Genomic DNA, 18,120 nt, shown 5'->3' on the forward strand with positions numbered 1-18,120 from the left:
TATCTCCACACATTTTTCGGAGGAATTATGAAAACCAAACCGGTTTCAAAAAAAGGTATTGAAATTGTTTCCCTGATTGCTGTCATCGTTATATGGCAACTGATAGCTGATTTTGTTATAGGGAACACATTTATTCTTCCGAGTTTTACCGATGTAGTTTATTCCTTTATCACCATAGTTGAAAGGGGTGTTCTGTTTACAGATATTGGTATAAGCCTGTTGCATTTTGGAATAGGTATAATATCAGCACTAATAGTGGGTATCCCCATAGGTATTGCAATGGGATGGTTCCAAACAGTGGACAGGATTACTGACCCCTTAATCGAGATTGTACGTCCTATTCCTCCTCTTGCATGGATTCCCTTTGCAATTGTGTGGTTCGGTCTGACCCACCAATCTGCCGGATTTGTTGTTTTTGTGGGCGCAGTTTTCCCTATAATAATTAATACAGTAGCGGGTTTTAAGAGTGTATCAAGGGTTTATGTGGAAGCTGGCAAGGTACTTGGTTGCATGAAGAGCACCTCACTTATCAGGCATGTTGCTCTGCCCTATTCTCTTCCTTCCATAGCCTCTGGAATACGAATCGCAATGGGTGTTGGCTGGATGTGTCTGGTAGCAGCTGAGATGTTCGGTGTCAGTAAAAACGGTCTGGGATACAAGATTTGGTGGCATTATTATCTGCACCAGATGGATTTCGTGCTGGTCTATATGCTTATTCTGGGCTTTTTGGGATTGTTGATAGATCGTATTTTCCGCTGGTATGTGGACGGGAAATTGCTCAAATGGAGAAAAGGAGTCGTTGTTTAAATGGGCCGACTTGTGATTGAGAATGTAGGGCAGAGTTTTGAAAAGGATAAAGGTGAGACTACCGATGCCCTCAAGGATGTGAACTTTGAGGTTAAGGATGGTGAATTTGTCTGTATCATTGGTCCATCAGGTTGTGGAAAAACCACTTTATTGAGAATTGTTGCTGGCCTGGACAGGGCTGATTCGGGCAGTATCCTGCTGGATGGCGAAACAATAACCTCTCCCGATCCACGCAGGGGTATGGTCTTTCAGGAATATTCCCTGTTCCCATGGCGTACAGTCATGGATAATGTGACCTTCGGCCTGGATATGGGTGGTATGGATAGGAAAGAATCCAGGAAGATTGCTGAAGAATATCTGAGGCTTGTAGGCCTTGAGCAGTTCCGTGACAGTTATCCTTACGAACTTTCAGGAGGAATGAGACAAAGGATTGCTATTGTCAGAGCCCTTGCAAATGATCCGGCGGTTTTACTTATGGATGAGCCTTTTGGATCCCTGGATGCCCAGACACGCAATAAACTCCAGCAGGAACTGCTACAAATATGGGAATCTAAAAAGATAACAATTCTTTTTGTAACGCACAGTGTGGATGAAGCAGTTTTTCTCTCCGACAGGATTGCTGTTATGACTTCCCGACCCGGGCGAATAAAGGAAATGGTTGATGTTGATCTGCCCCGGCCCAGGGACAGGACAAGTACCTCTGCAAATAAACTGCGTAACCGTCTGCTGAATATGCTGGCTGAAGAAAATAAATAATTCATTCAGAATGTATGATTACTTTCGTACCTGATTCTATACTTTCAACATTGACTTTACCAACAAGTTCCAGTTCTTTTTTTGCCCTTACAAACTTTATATTGCAACCAGGCCTAACCTTCATCCATCCATCTGTAGTGGCGTGGCCACTGATTGTACAACGATCAAGCAGGGTCGCATTCCTGCTTGCATGAATATCCCCGTCAACCCTGCAATCAGGGCCCAGTATCACTTCTTCTGCATGGAGGCTTCCCCTGATAACTGTACCCTTGCCCAGTTCTACGTTGCCGGCAACTTTCAGGTTTTTCCAGAAATTAGTATCTGGTCCTGTAATGAGATTTCCGTCCAGGCTTACATTTTGCTCAAAATAGGATTTTTTCCGGAGAATGTAGGTATTGCTCTGTGGATGGAATTTCATGTTGTTCTCATGGTCTTCGTTCATGTTTTCAATATTATAGATGGCTTGTATTTTAGCCCTTCTGTTTTAAGCATTGATATACAGAGCAAGAGTAATCAATGACTGTGCAGTAGCAGTAATATCTCCGTTATTTTTGCCCCAGCTACCGTTATCATTTTGTTCTTTTAGTAACCAACGTATAGATTGGTCTATTTCTTCTGAGCGACCGGCCATTATAAGTGCCTGCATAACAAGATTGCTGGTCGCTATGAACTTCCAGCCACCATTTTCCTGCATCCTGTACAGTAACCAGTCGGATTTTTCCCGGGTAAAATCAGTGTGGTCGGTTCCTGTCAGTTCTGATTGTTTCATAAGGCAAATTATTATCAATGCAATTGTACCGGGGTGTTCCCATGTACTATCAAAATCCTTTATGATTCTCTGGCATTCATCGGGACAGGACACTTCAAGATCTGCAAGAGTTATCAGGGAATAAGTTCTATCATATATATCTTCTAAATTGCCACCTTTCTGTTTGGTTTTGATATAATGAGTAACTTCAGGATAGTAAATCCCCATTGTGGCAAGGGCTGATACACCTCTGCAAATTTCCCTGAAAGATTGTGGCCTGTGAATTTCTTTTATGAGGGCGGCTGTACGGGTATATCCCCTGCCCCAGAGGTAGCTGGCTGTTGTGCTTCTGGCATATTCCTTGAGGCTCACAGGCTGATTTTCATCCAGCCAATCAAGTCCTCTTCTTGCTGCATCGTTATATTTAGTTTCCTTTGCCTGAATATTACAATCCCCTGGCTTTCTTGATAGGCTTTTCATAGAGTTTTTCAAGATGCTTGACTATATCTTCAAGAATTGGGCCTGGAATTCCCACAAGCATTTCGTCCCTGCCTATATCGGTTGTCCTGCGACATCCGAAACATCCCATGGAAAAATTTACATCTCCGGTCTGGATGGGAATTATAGTTGAATCCACACAGGTGGCCTGGAACGGTGCTGTGCTCAGGGTTACCCTTCCTCCCTTTTCAAAAGTAAACGCTGGTACAATCCAGTAAAGGGTTTCCGGAAGATCGATCAGGACTACTACATCGGGCTTAAAGTCAGCCTTTTCAAGAGGACAAACTACTGTTGCCTGCATGGAACACTCTTCGAATTCTGCCCTTTCCTCTATCATCTTAGCAGCTGCTTCATGTGTATCGAACATGCCGATTTTGGAGTGGAATTCTCCGCTTCTTACATTGTCAGGTGTTTCTAAAAGTCCCAGACTGGAACCGCCTACTACACATGCATGTTTATCTGCCGGAATCAAAAGACATTCGCCAGTCCTTGCTTTCATGATAGACTGGCAATGGCGGGTTTTCTTCTCGGGTTGGTTAAAGTCTGCAGGAATATCTTCGCTCTTTTTAACCAATTTCACGGCTACTGGTTCGTATCTTAGTTGCAGTATTTCCTTGAGTTTGTCACTTATCACTTTATTTTCCATAAAAATCCCCTTGCCCTTAAAAATAGAATGGAAGATTAGTTGAACTTTTCTTCCACAGAATTAACGATTAAATCGAACTTTTCTTTCCATATGGATTTATCATCATTGACATATACATCTCCTTTGTCTCCTGATGATGAAACATCGGGTTCGATAGGCAATGTGGCAAGTATAGGAGTGTTGAAATCTTTTGCAGCCTTTTCTACAGATTCGCCGCCAAAGACCTGTATTTCTTCATTGCAGTGCGGGCATATTACACCGCTCATGTTTTCGACCATTCCAATAACAGGTACTTCCAGCATTTCTGTAAATTTCAGGGATTTCCTTACACTTGTAAGTGCTACATCCTGGGGAGTTGTGACTACGATGGCACCGTCAACTTTGCCCAGCAACTGTACTATACTCAATGGTTCATCTCCTGTGCCCGGAGGCAGGTCTATGATCAGGTAGTCCAGCACTCCCCAATCAACTTCTTCAAGGAATTGTTTTATGGCTCCCATCTTGGCAGGCCCTCTCCAGACCACAGGGGAATCCTGATCGTCCAGCAGTAAACCTATGGACATAACCTTGAGGTTATCGGCAACCTGTACAGGCAGGATTCCCTTTTCTCCTACTTCAGGTCTCTTGTCAGCAATTCCAAACATTGTTGGAATACTTGGTCCATGAATATCGCTGTCAAGCAGCCCGACCCTTTTCCCGCGTCTGGCAAGGGCTGCAGCGAGATTTGCGGAAACGGTACTCTTTCCTACCCCGCCTTTGCCACTCATTACCATGAGCTTGTTTTTTATTCCGCGCAGATTCGATACGAGTTTTGGCTCTTCAACTTTGGAATTTACCAGACTTTCAGCTGACTGTATGTTTTGACTCATTTTAATGACTCCATTTATTCAGTAGTGTAATTTCCGCCTTTGATATCTATGGCCTGCCCTTCAACAAGAGCTCTGGCGACTTTTTTTCTCGCATTTTTCAGTTCTTCCCAGAAAGCCCTTCTGGAAATTCCCATCTCAAGGGCTGCTTCTTCCTGTGTCAGCTCATCCACATCCACAAGCCGGATGGCCTCCAGTTCCTCAAATGCGAGTTCTATTACCTCAACTTCAGACCTTGGTATGCCGCAGGGTTTAAAGCACATAATATTGGGCTCTGCCCTTATCCTACGGGGGCATTTTGGTCTTCCTCTCCTGCATTTCATAAGTTAACCAATCACCCATAGGTGAGCAAATATATAAAGGATTCCAAATTGCCCTGCAAAAAAGCTATTATATTTACAGGGGAATTTTATACTAGGTTTAGGAGTCAGGATATGAAAAATAATATGCTTCTCTGGGATGAGACAATTTTCAGAGACCCCATCGTACTGGAGCTGGATTATCTTCCCGAACAATTTATGCACCGGGATTCTCAGTTACAATCTCTCATCTATAGCTTAAAGCCTGCAGTAAAAGGTATGAGACCTATTAATTGTCTTGTTTATGGTCCACCCGGTACCGGAAAAACCAGTGCTGTATTGAAGGTTTTTGAAGAAATAGAAGCACATACCTCGGATGTGGTCCTGGTTAAGATAAATTGCCAGATGGATTCCACTCGCTTTGCTGTTGTTTCACGCATATATCGTAAACTTTTCAATATAGACCCGCCGTCTTCAGGAGTAGCCTTCAGGAAACTTTTTGAAAAGATTGTCCTGAAACTTATCGAAAAGGACAGGGCAATGGTGGTGTGTCTGGATGACATCAATTATTTGTTCCACGGCGGACATGCCGATGAGATCATGTATTCCATACTACGGGCCCATGAACAGTATCCCGGTGTGAAAATGGGTGTGATTGCGATTGTAAGTGATACGGGGAAACTTTACAGGTTTGATCCAAAGGTGAGTTCTGTATTCCTGCCTGAAGAGATTGAATTTCCTCCTTATTCTTATGACGAAATAGGAGACATCATTTCTTCCCGAATCCAGCTGGCTTTTTATCCGGAAGTAGTTCCGGATCAAGTCAGAGAAAAAATAGTGAATTATGTCGATGTGACCGGTGATCTGCGTGTTGGTATCGATTTACTCAAGAGATCGGGCCTGAATGCAGAAAAAAGGGCAAGCAAAAACATTTCAGAGGATGATGTGGATAAGGCCTATGAATCATCACGTCTTTTGCATTTGAGGCGTAACATATCATCCCTTTCAGAAAATGAAAAAGAGATCTTGCGGCTTGTGGCGGAAAATGATGAAATCAAAGCAGGCGAACTTTACGAACTTTTCAATGGCAATAATGAATTGGGATATACCCGGTTTTATGGGTTGGTGAATAAATTAAAAGATTCACATTATCTGGATGTTTCGTTTTCAGGTGAAGGTATGCGGGGCAGAACCCGTATTATTCGTCTGAACTATCCTGCAGATGATGTAATAAAATGCATTAGGGGTTGATATTCTGGAAACCCGTACAAAAGTATGGCTGACACATGAAGGCAAACCTGTGATTGGTGCCGGTAAGGTACGTCTCCTGAAAGCTATAGATGAAGAAAAATCCCTGAAAAAAGCCTGTGAAAAACTCCATATCTCTTACAAACATGCCTGGAACATATTGAAGAAGATGAATTTGAGAATCGGACATGATGTTGTAAGGACTGTAAGGGGGGGTAAGGAGCAGGGTACTTTTCTTACAGAGTATGGAAGGGATCTGATAAATCAATATGAGCTGAATCGGGATTATGTTGACAGGATGGTGGAGGAGGAATTATCCTCTGAAAATGTGGGTGAGATCAACAATATTCCCTGTAAGGTCAGTAAAGTAAAATCTTTTGATGGAATTTCCAGAATCCAGATTGAATTTGAGTCTGCAGTATTAACTTCTATAATGGGAGAAAAGGATTTGGAAGATCTGGATATCGATGAAGGGGATGAAGTAATAGCTACTATTCGGGCTGTCGATATAGGTATTTCTCCTGCAAAAAATGAGGGGGAATAAATCTGCGACTGCTTTCCTGGAATGTCAATGGTTTGCGGGCAGTTGCTAAAAAAGGATTTCTGGAATGGTTTGATTCTGAGTCACCTGATATCCTGTGTTTGCAGGAGACAAAAGCCCGCCCTTCCCAGCTGCCGCCGAATGTCAGGCGCATAGATGGTTATTACAGTTATTTCAGTGCTGCTGAAAGGAAAGGTTATAGCGGGGTTGCCCTTTACAGTAAGGTCCAGCCACAAGAGGTTCGTTATGGTTTTGGTATAAACCGCTTCGACCATGAAGGTAGGATTTTAATCGCTTTTTATGATGATTTTGTACTTTTTAATATTTACTTTCCCAATGGTAATTCTTCGGCTGAAAGACTTCAGTATAAAATGGATTTCTATGAGTCTTTCCTGGATTATGCACAGGGCTTAAAAGACAAGGGATATTCCATAGTTGTATGTGGGGATTTGAATACGGCTCATAAACCGGTTGATATTGCAAGACCAAAGCAAAATGAAAACCGTTCCGGTTTTCTCCCAATTGAAAGGGAATGGATTGACAAGTTTCTTTCCCATGGTTTCCTTGACACTTTCAGGCTTTTCAATAATGAAGGAGGCAATTATACCTGGTGGGATTTGAAAACCAAAGCACGGGATCGTAATGTGGGATGGAGGCTGGACTATTTCTTTGTAAGTGATGATATGGAGCTGAATGTAACCGAGGCTTCTATTTTAAGGGAAGTGACTGGTTCGGATCATTGTCCTGTTGGAATTACGCTTCAATTTTAAGGGACAACAATGAAGAGGGAATTCTTCTCTGTCATCTTGTTGAGGGTCTGTTTTTGCAGTTCTGGTTTTTCAGAAAGTTATTTTTCAGGGACTCCAGTTGTTAATCAAAGTGATTAATATTAATCATTCAGATAAAGTTGTGTTGAAAAAAATAATATATACCATCACGTCGAATGAGAATTTGCAATGTGGAGTTCCGATGAATGTTAACCAACCAGAACTCCACATTGGCCCAAAGGCAGGCTCAAGTTTGATGTTTACAGTATATAAGCGTAGCTTTGCCTCGGGGTAAATTGAACAAATGAGGTAAATAAAATGAAAAGTAAAGGAATTAAAATTGGGTCACTACTCATGGCACTCCTGCTTGTGAGCGTGTTATTTGTTTCATTTGCTAGTGCAAATGAGATTTCCCAGAATGATTTAGAGATAAAGAATGCAGAATCATTAGTTACCGACAAAAGTACTGCATCTGGATTCGTAATGTTTTCAGATAAATCATCTACTAGGTCAGGAGTCACTTATGATCTAGACGTCACCATAACTGGAGTAAAATCATCTGGAAGTTACTGGTATACTCTCTATGGTGATTCTACTGCAACTGCATCTGAAAACATTGATTATATTCAAGCTTCTGGAACACTTATGGGTCCAACACTTACTGCCAACTATGGGCCAGCAGGCCGCTACAATGATGATTCAACAGTTGCATCTGGAACATTAACTGATTATTATTTCTGGCAAACAACATATCAAAATCAAGGACATGGAATGTATCGAATAAATGGAGTAAATTATTATCTCGATTCGACTGCATCTATTACGACATAAAGTCAATTGCTGATGATGAACAGAAGAAGGTGTAGAGTAAATGAGTAAAAAAGAATTAGTCATTCTTCCTTTTTTTATTTTTTTTGTGATTACTATTTGCTTATATGGTTTTTTTGCAGATGAACAATCGAAAGTAAATCTGAATAATATTTCAGCTAAAGAAAGTCTTCTCAATGGAAATAGTATTTACGGCTATGAAACAGGATATGCTAATAAAAATTTAAAAACCATATCCTCAAATTCTATGGATGAAAGTCAACCGGAAATCCTAGAAATTGATAAATTAAAAGTTCCAGGTACAATTGCAATGGCAACATCAGATTCATATCCCTTCAAAAAAAATGAGGTTTGGAATAAGTCATATATTAAAGAAGGCGAATCTATCAAAAGCTATGTCCTTCTAGCAAATTACAAAAATAAATCGCATGATTTTTTGGTATTTAACTTAGTTAATTACACGCAGAAACCAAGTTCTTTGGGAGGGAATTCATCTACAACTCATCATCTAACTTTGGAAAAAGATAGTTATACCGTTTTTACATTAGAAACACAACCTTTCGAACAAGTCGGAGAGTATCTTTTTCAAGTGGTTGTAGTAATCGATCCTTATGAAGCCGAACCTACTGGTAAATACGGATTTTTGGATACAGGTTATTTATATCTGTCTCCAAAGGTATTGGTAAATGTAACTAAGACAGGGATAAATAAAAATTATATCTATGAATGATATGGGGATGGTAATTTGAACAAGAATACAATCGAATGGATAATCATCGGAATTATATTTGTAACAATAATCACAGTAGCATTTTATATGGGTCAACTACTATGGGGTGTAGGTGCAATAGTTATTGTTTTCTGGCTTTTCATGTTATCTGACTGCCTTCAACGAAGCACAGAAAATTTTCCGCGAGCCGGAGAATATGAGAAGTTAATCTGGTCAATCGTCCTAATTTTCTTGAATTTTATAGGTGCAATACTTTATTACTATATGGTCAAGCTACAGGATAATAATATAAAAATCTCCGAAGATTCGACTTATTGAAAAGCACAAAGGATTCTAATAATAAAGAATTTTTATAAATCTGAAGTATCTGTAACATTTGAATGGGGGTCAATTGGTTGAAGCCGAGTATCCCGTAATGAACGAAGTCACCTATAAAAAAAACATAAATGGGATGCCTGTTGAGGGTCCCGGTGACACCATAACTGTTTCACTTGGGGAAAATGGTGAAGTAACGTATTTCTCCAAAAGCTGGAGGACGCTGGAAGAAATCGGGACAACTGAAGTGATAAGTGGGGAGGAAGCTATAGATAAACTGAAAGCAGGCCAGATTATGAGAAATACTGTAGGAAAAACCAGTCCTGTGATTGAAATTCACAAGGCAGAAATTGGTTATTTCTCAGCTACTCCGGATAGTGAACAGGAGTTTTATAAACCAGTGTGGATATTCAAAGGTGTCAACAGTAATGGTGGTAACGTAACGAGAATTGTAGGTGGGGTGGCTAAATAATCCTCTATTCCCTTTTTTGAAGGCGATTACATGCAGAGGAAGAAAAAGATTGCAATTCAAGTTCTAATCATATTGATAATCATTTCCACAGTATTTTCCCCGCTTTATAGTGCCTTCAATTATTACCCGACAAAAGAAGAAATGGAGGGAGGCTTGTCTCTAGAGTACATCCCGCTTACAAAAATTGGCCAGTTGTGGGCAATCCTGCAAAATCAGAGAGTCAGCCTGAATACAGAAGTTCCTGCAATATCAACAGATAAGTTACCGATTCTTCAGGGCAATGCTTCCTCGAGTGTCCTGTATGTTGATTTCGAGGACTACATTGAGGAATGTGGCAGTTCTGCTGATGACATTTGTTTCCTTGTTACTAATCATAATATAACAAAAACCAGTATCAATACAGGTAGATTAAATTCTATTGAACAGGTAAGGATAGATTATTCAGATGAACACATTCTCCATCAGGTGAAAAACGGTAACTTCGTCACAGATACAGGTGATTATCCCATGTCACCATTGGGAAGGGTTAAAATTGTGGATGTTGAACTTGTTTATTTTGATCTCTTTGATTATTATCCCTATGGATACAAAGGTGAAACTACATATTATCCCGCCTGGAAAATGACAGCTGAAACTTCCAATTATGGCGATGAAGTAATTATGATAAAAGCAATGGGAAAGCAACTGTGATAAATGGAAATTGAATAGTATTCAGGAGGTGGCTCTATCCACCGTTTATTTTTTAATTTTGGTCAAAAAATGACAAATTTCAAAAAATTAATACTTCCAGTAATCATATCTTCAGGAATCGTTATTATTACAACTGGAATAGATTTTCTGGGAGATGCATTGCGCCCAGTAGTTGGTGATTTTCTGACCCTCCCAGTTGTGTTTTTCGGTATGCTTCTTTTACCGTTAGCTCCCATCATATATGGATTGCTTACAGGGGATAGGATCGGGTCCGTTATTATTGGAGTTATACCTGTAGTCGGGCTTTTTCTTGACATATATTTTAGCTTAATCGTATCAGGTGAGTTTATCAGTACAAAGACATTTTCTTATTTTGGAATCCTTGCTATATTGGGTGGTCTGGTAGGATATTTTGCAGCAAGAAAAGAAATAGAGTACAACATTCTTTCGATATGTTGTTTTCTGTTCTGGATGGTAATTTTTGTCAGAGGGATTAATTGATTGAACTCAGGAAAATGCCATTTATCTGGCAATCCTGTATATATGAAGCATTGTGCCTGTAATGTTAGACCAATAGTGATCTTCTTCCCTATGCCGGATAAGCGGGAAAAAATTAATATTTTGTCTCCAGTTCTGGTTTTTAAGGAAGATGCTGGTCTCGGGAATTCCAGTCGTTAGTCAAAGTGATGAACACCATGGCACAGGTTAAATTGAATTAGGGCAAATAATATATACGATAACGTCGAATGAGAATTTACAATGTGGAGTTCCGATGAATGTTAACCAACCAGAACTCCACATTGGCCCAAAGGCAGGGTTAGGTTTGCTGTTAACAGTATATAAGCGTAGCTTTGCCTCGGGGTAATTTGAACAAATGAGGTAAAGACATGAAGAATATTACAAAAATAAGCTTGAGCATATTGCTTGTAAGCATAATGCTCATTGGGTTTGCATGGGCAGGAGCTTCCGATTCCAGCCAAGATGACTCTTTCGAAGAAGAATATTATTTCCCGGCGTATGGTGCAAACACATTTGATTCCCTGAAGAAAGATTCAAGTGTAATTGAGAGCCGGGGAGCAGTACCTGAGCTTACAGATGATAAAACAAAAGTGGAATGGGTGGCGACTCTCAGAAAAAGTCTTAACAATTCTGGAAGTGAACTTCATCCTTATATGAAAGAATGTGGTGGTCCTCTGTTAGGGTTTGGTGTAAACTATGGGGGATATATATTTGTAGAATTTGATAAGGAAGTGGGAGATATTGACCAATCTACAATTGATAAATTTTACAGTATTGTGGATACAAATGCAAAAAAATTAGAAATATCTAATGTGCCAGTAATTTTCAGAAAAGGAGAAGAAGTTTATCTTGATGAACGTGACGATGAATGGTCAGATATGATTGGTGGTATAAGGATAATATACCAAAATGCAACAAACACATGGTATGAGTCAACGTTATCATTTGCTGCAGAAGACAGCACTGGAACAAAAGGGTTTGTAATATCTGGACATTCTGCTATGACAGCTGGTAGTGTCGGAGGAGACATTTATCAACCCAGTTCAACCAGAAAAGTGGGTGAAGTAACTTACATCACGGGCCATTTTGCAGATGCTGCATGGGTTGAAGCCAGTAATGTTGAAGATGATATCTATTATGAAGATGTTGATGATGTTAGGGATGTACGTAATTATTACGATCCAAACTTAGGCAGCAAAGTCTACATGTCAGGAATTACCAGTGGCCGGACATATGGCTACGTCGAAGAAGAGTGGGATGAAATAAACCACCCCGTTTTTGGAACTCTTTATGATCAACTTTCTGCAGATTATGATTCCGACAATGGTGATAGTGGTGCACCTATCTTTAAAAAATATGGAAATCAAGTAATGATCTCTGGTGTACATTGGGGCAGTACTGCTACAAACGCCCTTTTTTCACCAATTAGTGGAGTTGAGCTAGATTTGGATGTAGAACCTTTGACGTAAGAATATCATGTATTCTGTGGTTTAGCCAGATTATTGGCGTATAATCTGGCTTTTATATTTTTGACATAACTCATATGAAGCATATAAGAGTGGAAGAAAATGCTTATAAAAAATCAAATTTACAAATTTGTAATTCTGATATTCTTTATTTCGATCTTATCAATAGTTTCAGCAAGTGCAGTTGATGTCAGGGGAAATGATTCTGGACATACGGATGAATTCTCTGATTTGAATAGTTCTAATTCCTATTTTGAAGAATATAAGGACGAACCGCTATTCATAGCCAGCAGGGGAACTTTTCCCGAAACAATTGATCAGGAATGGAATAATTCGGTATCTAAATGCTGGTTATCCATATCAACCGAAAAATCGCTTGTCGAATTTGATCCATCGGTATATGGCATCGGTAATGCTGGTGAATTTCTGGAAGTGTACTTGGGTTCTTCTTATCAGGGAAAAATAAATGAGTCAAAGATTGATGAGATATACCTGAAAATAGGTGAATACTGCAAACAGGAAGCAGTAATCAATGAAATTCCAGTGGTTTTTATGTGGACAGAGGATGATGAAAATATGCCGCTTCTTGACTACGGGCCGGAGATCCTTGAAAATGTTAAAAACGATCCATCTGTGATAGCGGTCTATGGGACAATGCCCGTAATTGAACAAGAAAGTGAAAAAAGAAGGTGGATAGATTCACTTGGTCATTCAACGGACGGGGAAATTCGCCCATTTTCTGCTGAATTTGGCGGACCTGCAACAGGTTACGGAGTCAGCATAAATGGATATCTGTTTGTGGCCATGGATATGAACAGCCCTGAAAAAGTAAATGAGTCAGTAATTGATGAAATATATCAGGCAATAGATGAGCACTTTGAACAGGAAGCTGGCATAACTGGAGTACCTGTGGTGTTTAGGTGGGAAAAACGTGCTGTTTTAGATGAAGCAATCGTTGAAGAGGAAAGCACATCTGATGAAGATGAAAATCCTGTAATCGTGGGCAATGAAACAACAGAACAAGATAAGGGGGCAAACAATCAACTACCAGGCTTCACTTCAATTCTGCTTGTCGTTGGATTGGTGCTGCTGGCAATAAGTAGAAAGTGATGATTTTTTAGGAGGATTCCGTTTCGGGAATTCCGGTTATTAATCGAAGTGATGAACATCCATATATCAAGTTGAATTGAATTAAGGCAAATAATATATACTATCACATCGAATGAGAATTTACAATGTGGAGTTCCGATGAATTTTAACCAACCAGAACTCCACATTGGCCCAAAGGCAGGCTCAAGTTTGATGTTTACAGTATATAAGTGTAGCTTTGCCTCGGGGATTAAATACAAGAGGTGAAATAATGCGAAATTTAAAGATTGGATACTCAATAGTATTGGCAGCAATATTATTGGTAAATCTGGCACTGATACCCGTATCAGCCACAGTAAATGACAGTAAAATGGAGAATGACATTTCGGATATTCCGGAATTTGAAGAATGGGTAAAACCCATGGACCTTTCGGAATACAACGGACATAAACCTCAGGTAAAACAGGAACCTCTGTCGCCGGAGGAACTTGAAAAAACAAATCCTTTCATAATTGCCTTGAATGAATCGGAAAAAAAAGAACTCAATAGTATTCCTAAAGAAACTACAACCCAGAAAGCAAAATTCGAATCAGGCGGTCAGATTTCAATTAATATACCTGCAAAGGCAACGCAACTGTCTGAAAATGAAGATAAAACAAGATCAGATCCTGATGTCAAAATCACGGAAGTAACTTATCAGTGGTATTGGGTACAGGACACAACATTCAATAATTACGTTACCATCCATAATTATGGTATCTCAACTGCAAGCGGAAAAGTTCTCTTCTGGTCAGCAGAAGATGGCTATGGTTACTACAAAGCATTCAGTAATGCTGGCTTCAGGTTCCAACATGACAGTAACTGTTCCCTTCCAGCCAACAAGTACGCAGAGTTCCATAGGTATAAAACCTATTGCTCTTGAAGTGCGGGTTGATCCGGATGATACATCTACTCATTTTGTATGGATGCCGTATGATGGAATTGAAAAGTACAATAATGATGCAAATCATCTACCTGATCCTGATAATGGAGTGAACCTGAATACAAGTGATATTTACCACTTCCCATTCAATGAAGGCTATAATATCATACTTGAAGCTGCAGTTGCAGGGGATAACAGTACTACCCCCTATGATACTGCAAACCAAATTACAGATTATGTTCATAATGTCATGCATTTTTATAAGGAGCACTTCATAAATAAAAGTTATACTGCTTCAGATATCTGGATTACAAATAACACAAATGCCAGTGGGTACTATATTGGTGTTTGTGATGAATATGCCATTCTCTCTAATGCATTTAATAGAGCACTTGGAGTACCTTCAAAACAGTACTACATGAATATGACTAACAGTTCAGGTATCCAAACTGCTCATGAAATAGCTGAGGTATGGGACGGGCAGGAATGGATTCATTCAGATCCCGCATGGAATTCTTTTGATAATCCAGACATTTATGTCTCACGGAATTGTTCAAATATGTATTTCTGGAACATGAAGAATGCAGATGATAGTCTTGATGCCGGTGATCCTACGGGAGATGGGTTGCTGCACTTCTGGCTTGATTTCGAAAGGGAATATCTAGGGATGTTGGATAAATACAACTAACATGATTGTTTCAAAATGGGTAAATACAGATTATATTTTCTGTGTTTATTCATATTTTTCAGAATGACTATCAGGGGTGGTTATATGAAAGAAATAAAGCTGATTGTAATATTTATTCTCATAATAGGAACAGTTATGCCTGCATTTGCTGAAGAACTTCCTCCTCGTCCAGGAGATGGTGATCCGATAGAAAACTATCTTATGCCGCATATCTTGAGTATGGAAGAAAATCAAGATGTCATGGACTTCATAAACACATATAGTATCAGTGATTATGAAATTGCATATATCAACGATAGTTATAAATTTATATATCTACTTCCAGAAGAAAACCATTCAAAAAAACTAGTTTTTCTTGAAAGAACTGGAGGTATCGACCAAAAATGGGAAAGAGAAATTGTATGGGTCCGGCAGATCGGGATGAATGAGACAATTCCTTTCGAACCTGCGGGTCCGCTGGATGATTTTTTCGCTGCTCATCCTGAGGCTGAAGATAATGATACAATAATTTCTTTTATCAACTCCCATGATCCGCGGAAATGGAAAGAAATACCCACAGACATGAACCAGACTTATTCACTTGTTTATCTTGTAGCCAACAGGGATGTTTTCAGGGAACTTATGTTCATGGAGCAAAAGGGCAATATCAGATGGGTCAAGACATTCAATGAGTTACAGGTATCCGTGGATAAGGAACAGGCACTCCATATAGCTGCAAAGGAGATGAATTCATCGGTATCTCCGATTGATATCCACGTTGTATTCCGGGATTCACATCCTTTCTGGGTTGTGACTTACATAACAGGCCCCTCTGTCACTACCTTTTATATCGATACTGGTGCCGGTGAAGTTTACTATTACCTGAAGGATGCAGAAACTGATGAGCCCAAGAAATCTTCATACAAAGTTCCCGGTTTTAGTGGAATGTTTACTTTGATTGCATTTGGAGTGTCTCTTTGGATAGCAAGGGAAAGGGGAAAGAGTTGATTGTGTTGATATATTAATTACACTCAGTGATTGATCTCATGAATAGTCTTGATTACAAATAATCCCGAAATAATAACGTATAATCTGAATTATTATTTGGAAAATAAACAAAAAAAGAAGTTGATGCATAGCCTTGAAAGCTATACATCACATGTTTTGTCTCAAATTACATTCCGCCCATGCCTGGAGGCATGCCGCCCATACCTGGAGGCATTCCGCCGCCCATGCCTGGTGGCATACCGCCTTCGCCACCGCCGCCTGATGGGGATGGGTTGGAGGATGCAATTACATCGTCGATTCTCAGGATCATTATGGATGCTTCTGCTGCAGCATTGATTGCCTGGGTCTTTATTCTCAGGGGTTCAACGACACCTGCGTCCCACATGTCAATGACTTTTCCACTGTAGACATCAAGACCGGCGGTCTTGGCGCCCTTCTCATGGTGGGAGCGAAGTTCTACAAGCATGTCGATTGGGTCCAGGCCAGCGTTTTCTGCAAGGGTCCTTGGGATAACTTCAAGGGATTCTGCAAATGCTTTAACTGCCAGCTGTTCCCTGCCGCTTAGGGATGATGCGTAATCCTGCAGCTGAAGGGCCACTTCCACTTCTGGACCGCCGCCGCCGGATACGAGTTTTTCATCCTCTATGGCTACGCCGACTACGCGCAGAGCATCATGGAGTGCTCTTTCAATATTGTCGACTACATGTTCGGTTCCGCCGCGCAGGAGGATAGATACGGATCTTGGGTTGACACAGCCGGTAATAAAGACCATGTTGTCGCCAGCAATCTTTCTTTCTTCCACGGTCTCGGTCTTTCCAAGATCGTCTGCGGTCATTTCCTCGATGTTGGTAACCAGTTTACCACCGGTGGAACGTACGAGTTTTTCCATGTCACTCTTTTTGACACGTCTGACTGCAAATATTCCTTCCTTGGCAAGGAAGTGCTGTGCCATGTCATCAATACCTTTCTGACAGAAGACAACGTTTGCACCGCTTGCAACGACTTTGTCTACAAGGCCTTTGAGCATCTTTTCTTCCTGGTCAAGGAAGGACTGGAGCTGGTCAGGAGAGGTGATGGATATTTCTGCGTCGACTTCAGTTTCTTTGAGTTCGATGGCACTGTTGATAAGTGCAATCTTTGCATCGGTGACTTTCTTTGGCATGTTGGAATGTACACGCTCTTTGTCAAGGATCATTCCTTCAATGAGTTCTGAATCCTCGATACTGCCACCGACCTTCTTTTCTACCTTTATATTGTCGATGTCGATGTTTTCGCCATCAGTCTTGTCTGCAATGCTTGCGACAGCGGATACGGCGATTTCGCTGAGTACATCTTTGGAAGCCTCTGCACCCTTTCCTGTCATGGCAGTATTGGAGATGTTTATCAGGGTGTCCTTGTTATCGATTGTAACTTTCTGTGCAAGTCCCTTGAGCAATTCGCCAGCTTTCTCGGCTGCCATCCTGTATCCGGATGCGATGATTGTTGGATGTACATCCTGCTCGATCATGTCTTCTGCCTTTTTGAGCAGTTCACCGGTGATCACAGCAGCAGTGGTTGTTCCATCTCCTACTTCATCATCCTGGGTCTTGGAAACTTCCACGATCATCTTGGCAGCAGGGTGCTCAATGTCCATTTCCTTGAGTATGGTTGCACCGTCATTTGTAATCACTACGTCACCAAGGGAGTCTACAAGCATCTTGTCCATTCCCTTTGGTCCGAGTGTGGTCCTGACAGCTTCAGCCACAGCTTTTGCAGCCATTATGTTGTTGCTCTGGGCATCCCTGCCCCTGGTTCTCTGATTTCCGTCTCTTAAAATAAAAATTGGCTGTCCACCAGCCATCTGTCCTGCCATTACTTTTACCTCCGTATTATATACATCAAATTGATATTCCCTGTATTATACAGGTCGTTTGTACATGTTTGTGGTTCTATATAAATATTGCTGCAAGGGGAATATCGGTTAACCTATTGAAAATTGTATTCTAAAAATTAGTATAATAAAAAAAAGAAAATCAGCCAACAATGGCTTTTTGGGATCTTCTTTTGAATCTCCTCTTTGTACCTGCAGAAGAATATCTCTGTGCAGGTGCAGTGTGTGCCTTGTTAGCTCTGGCTTTTTTAACTTTGATTGTGTTGCCTTTGCGTCCTTTTATTTTTACCCATTCAATACTTCCGGTTTTGCCCATAATTATCACTCTCTATGATATTGATTATTTGAATATGTGGATTACTTTAGAG

23 protein-coding genes are annotated in these 18,120 nt (G+C 40.4%); 16 read left to right on the top strand and 7 right to left on the bottom strand.

Annotation, left to right across the window (positions count from 1 at the left end):
- Nucleotides 1–27 precede the first annotated feature (27 nt).
- Together BKM01_RS06545 and BKM01_RS06550 are read left to right on the top strand one after the other, a co-directional pair.
- Nucleotides 28–807, top strand: coding sequence for an ABC transporter permease (locus BKM01_RS06545; protein ID WP_072358886.1), 780 nt, complete (start codon nt 28–30; stop codon nt 805–807).
- Entirely contained in the window at nt 808–1,563 is a 756-nt protein-coding gene (locus BKM01_RS06550) for an ABC transporter ATP-binding protein (RefSeq protein WP_072358887.1), read from the top strand.
- Between the two features lies 1 nt (nt 1,564).
- Here BKM01_RS06550 and BKM01_RS06555 read toward each other — a convergent pair whose 3' ends face one another.
- Genes BKM01_RS06555 through BKM01_RS06575 form a run of 5 tightly spaced genes read right to left on the bottom strand, consistent with a single transcriptional unit; the run spans nt 1,565 to nt 4,644 of the window.
- Nucleotides 1,565–2,005: a bactofilin family protein gene (locus BKM01_RS06555; RefSeq protein ID WP_072358889.1), complete on the bottom strand. Its 441-nt coding sequence runs from the start codon at nt 2,003–2,005 to the stop codon at nt 1,565–1,567.
- Nucleotides 2,006–2,047: 42 nt separating this feature from the next.
- A complete protein-coding gene (locus tag BKM01_RS06560) occupies nt 2,048–2,791 on the bottom strand; it encodes a prenyltransferase/squalene oxidase repeat-containing protein (protein WP_084006258.1) in 744 nt (247 codons plus the stop codon).
- Complete coding sequence (locus tag BKM01_RS06565; RefSeq protein ID WP_072358891.1) at nt 2,757–3,455, bottom strand: DUF169 domain-containing protein; 699 nt, start codon at nt 3,453–3,455, stop codon at nt 2,757–2,759. Before BKM01_RS06565 ends, BKM01_RS06560 begins: the two co-directional genes overlap by 35 nt.
- A gap of 35 nt (nt 3,456–3,490) precedes the next feature.
- Entirely contained in the window at nt 3,491–4,324 is an 834-nt protein-coding gene (locus BKM01_RS06570) for an Mrp/NBP35 family ATP-binding protein (protein ID WP_198926178.1), read from the bottom strand.
- Between the two features lie 14 nt (nt 4,325–4,338).
- Nucleotides 4,339–4,644 carry a DUF134 domain-containing protein gene (locus tag BKM01_RS06575; RefSeq protein WP_072358895.1) on the bottom strand — a complete coding sequence of 102 codons (306 nt, stop codon included), beginning with the start codon at nt 4,642–4,644 and terminating at the stop codon, nt 4,339–4,341.
- A gap of 111 nt (nt 4,645–4,755) precedes the next feature.
- Here BKM01_RS06575 and BKM01_RS06580 point away from each other — a divergent pair, with 111 nt between their 5' ends.
- From BKM01_RS06580 to BKM01_RS06645, 14 genes are all read left to right on the top strand, one after another.
- On the top strand, nt 4,756–5,871 hold the full coding sequence (locus BKM01_RS06580) for an ORC1-type DNA replication protein (RefSeq protein WP_072358897.1): 1,116 nt from the start codon (nt 4,756–4,758) through the stop codon (nt 5,869–5,871).
- 49 nt (nt 5,872–5,920) lie between these two features.
- The gene (locus BKM01_RS06585) at nt 5,921–6,412 is read left to right on the top strand and encodes a LysR family transcriptional regulator (RefSeq protein ID WP_084006259.1); all 492 of its coding nucleotides are present in this window, start codon (nt 5,921–5,923) and stop codon (nt 6,410–6,412) included.
- Nucleotides 6,413–6,420: 8 nt separating this feature from the next.
- Complete coding sequence (gene xth, locus BKM01_RS06590) at nt 6,421–7,179, top strand: exodeoxyribonuclease III (RefSeq protein WP_198926186.1); 759 nt, start codon at nt 6,421–6,423, stop codon at nt 7,177–7,179.
- A gap of 315 nt (nt 7,180–7,494) precedes the next feature.
- Entirely contained in the window at nt 7,495–8,007 is a 513-nt protein-coding gene (locus tag BKM01_RS06595; RefSeq protein ID WP_072358903.1) for a hypothetical protein, read from the top strand.
- Between the two features lie 40 nt (nt 8,008–8,047).
- Complete coding sequence (locus tag BKM01_RS06600) at nt 8,048–8,734, top strand: hypothetical protein (protein WP_072358905.1); 687 nt, start codon at nt 8,048–8,050, stop codon at nt 8,732–8,734.
- Between the two features lie 87 nt (nt 8,735–8,821).
- Nucleotides 8,822–9,052, top strand: coding sequence for a PLD nuclease N-terminal domain-containing protein (locus tag BKM01_RS11080; RefSeq protein ID WP_257790294.1), 231 nt, complete (start codon nt 8,822–8,824; stop codon nt 9,050–9,052).
- 73 nt (nt 9,053–9,125) lie between these two features.
- Entirely contained in the window at nt 9,126–9,521 is a 396-nt protein-coding gene (locus BKM01_RS06610) for a two-component system regulatory protein YycI (protein WP_072358909.1), read from the top strand.
- 30 nt (nt 9,522–9,551) lie between these two features.
- Nucleotides 9,552–10,211, top strand: coding sequence for a hypothetical protein (locus BKM01_RS06615; RefSeq protein WP_072358911.1), 660 nt, complete (start codon nt 9,552–9,554; stop codon nt 10,209–10,211).
- 159 nt (nt 10,212–10,370) lie between these two features.
- Entirely contained in the window at nt 10,371–10,712 is a 342-nt protein-coding gene (locus BKM01_RS06620; RefSeq protein WP_159446102.1) for a hypothetical protein, read from the top strand.
- A 386-nt stretch (nt 10,713–11,098) separates the two neighbouring features.
- Nucleotides 11,099–12,199 carry a chymotrypsin family serine protease gene (locus BKM01_RS06625; RefSeq protein ID WP_072358915.1) on the top strand — a complete coding sequence of 367 codons (1,101 nt, stop codon included), beginning with the start codon at nt 11,099–11,101 and terminating at the stop codon, nt 12,197–12,199.
- A gap of 99 nt (nt 12,200–12,298) precedes the next feature.
- The gene (locus BKM01_RS06630) at nt 12,299–13,306 is read left to right on the top strand and encodes a hypothetical protein (RefSeq protein WP_072358917.1); all 1,008 of its coding nucleotides are present in this window, start codon (nt 12,299–12,301) and stop codon (nt 13,304–13,306) included.
- Nucleotides 13,307–13,556: 250 nt separating this feature from the next.
- The gene (locus tag BKM01_RS10805) at nt 13,557–14,207 is read left to right on the top strand and encodes a hypothetical protein (RefSeq protein ID WP_072358919.1); all 651 of its coding nucleotides are present in this window, start codon (nt 13,557–13,559) and stop codon (nt 14,205–14,207) included.
- Complete coding sequence (locus BKM01_RS06640; protein WP_157769628.1) at nt 14,137–14,895, top strand: transglutaminase-like domain-containing protein; 759 nt, start codon at nt 14,137–14,139, stop codon at nt 14,893–14,895. Before BKM01_RS10805 ends, BKM01_RS06640 begins: the two co-directional genes overlap by 71 nt.
- An 84-nt stretch (nt 14,896–14,979) precedes the next feature.
- Entirely contained in the window at nt 14,980–15,882 is a 903-nt protein-coding gene (locus BKM01_RS06645) for a hypothetical protein (protein WP_072358923.1), read from the top strand.
- 166 nt (nt 15,883–16,048) lie between these two features.
- Here BKM01_RS06645 and thsA read toward each other — a convergent pair whose 3' ends face one another.
- Together thsA and BKM01_RS10915 are read right to left on the bottom strand one after the other, a co-directional pair.
- Nucleotides 16,049–17,734, bottom strand: coding sequence for a thermosome subunit alpha (gene thsA / locus BKM01_RS06650; RefSeq protein ID WP_072358925.1), 1,686 nt, complete (start codon nt 17,732–17,734; stop codon nt 16,049–16,051).
- Nucleotides 17,735–17,894: 160 nt separating this feature from the next.
- A complete protein-coding gene (locus BKM01_RS10915) occupies nt 17,895–18,068 on the bottom strand; it encodes a DUF5350 domain-containing protein (protein WP_158008567.1) in 174 nt (57 codons plus the stop codon).
- Nucleotides 18,069–18,120 lie beyond the last annotated feature (52 nt).

It is taken from the genome of Methanohalophilus portucalensis (assembly GCF_002761295.1).
GTDB classification, from domain to species: Archaea; Halobacteriota; Methanosarcinia; order Methanosarcinales; family Methanosarcinaceae; genus Methanohalophilus; species Methanohalophilus portucalensis.

Coding starts and splice junctions, on each gene's coding strand:
- BKM01_RS06545 (WP_072358886.1), top strand. CDS start 28: ATGAAAACCAAACCGGTTTCAAAAAAAGGTATTGAAATTGTTTCCCTG.
- BKM01_RS06550 (WP_072358887.1), top strand. CDS start 808: ATGGGCCGACTTGTGATTGAGAATGTAGGGCAGAGTTTTGAAAAGGAT.
- BKM01_RS06555 (WP_072358889.1), bottom strand. CDS start 2,005: ATGAACGAAGACCATGAGAACAACATGAAATTCCATCCACAGAGCAAT.
- BKM01_RS06560 (WP_084006258.1), bottom strand. CDS start 2,791: ATGAAAAGCCTATCAAGAAAGCCAGGGGATTGTAATATTCAGGCAAAG.
- BKM01_RS06565 (WP_072358891.1), bottom strand. CDS start 3,455: ATGGAAAATAAAGTGATAAGTGACAAACTCAAGGAAATACTGCAACTA.
- BKM01_RS06570 (WP_198926178.1), bottom strand. CDS start 4,324: ATGAGTCAAAACATACAGTCAGCTGAAAGTCTGGTAAATTCCAAAGTT.
- BKM01_RS06575 (WP_072358895.1), bottom strand. CDS start 4,644: ATGAAATGCAGGAGAGGAAGACCAAAATGCCCCCGTAGGATAAGGGCA.
- BKM01_RS06580 (WP_072358897.1), top strand. CDS start 4,756: ATGAAAAATAATATGCTTCTCTGGGATGAGACAATTTTCAGAGACCCC.
- BKM01_RS06595 (WP_072358903.1), top strand. CDS start 7,495: ATGAAAAGTAAAGGAATTAAAATTGGGTCACTACTCATGGCACTCCTG.
- BKM01_RS06600 (WP_072358905.1), top strand. CDS start 8,048: ATGAGTAAAAAAGAATTAGTCATTCTTCCTTTTTTTATTTTTTTTGTG.
- BKM01_RS11080 (WP_257790294.1), top strand. CDS start 8,822: ATGGGTCAACTACTATGGGGTGTAGGTGCAATAGTTATTGTTTTCTGG.
- BKM01_RS06615 (WP_072358911.1), top strand. CDS start 9,552: ATGCAGAGGAAGAAAAAGATTGCAATTCAAGTTCTAATCATATTGATA.
- BKM01_RS06625 (WP_072358915.1), top strand. CDS start 11,099: ATGAAGAATATTACAAAAATAAGCTTGAGCATATTGCTTGTAAGCATA.
- BKM01_RS06630 (WP_072358917.1), top strand. CDS start 12,299: ATGCTTATAAAAAATCAAATTTACAAATTTGTAATTCTGATATTCTTT.
- BKM01_RS10805 (WP_072358919.1), top strand. CDS start 13,557: ATGCGAAATTTAAAGATTGGATACTCAATAGTATTGGCAGCAATATTA.
- BKM01_RS06640 (WP_157769628.1), top strand. CDS start 14,137: ATGACAGTAACTGTTCCCTTCCAGCCAACAAGTACGCAGAGTTCCATA.
- BKM01_RS06645 (WP_072358923.1), top strand. CDS start 14,980: ATGAAAGAAATAAAGCTGATTGTAATATTTATTCTCATAATAGGAACA.
- thsA (WP_072358925.1), bottom strand. CDS start 17,734: ATGGCAGGACAGATGGCTGGTGGACAGCCAATTTTTATTTTAAGAGAC.
- BKM01_RS10915 (WP_158008567.1), bottom strand. CDS start 18,068: ATGGGCAAAACCGGAAGTATTGAATGGGTAAAAATAAAAGGACGCAAA.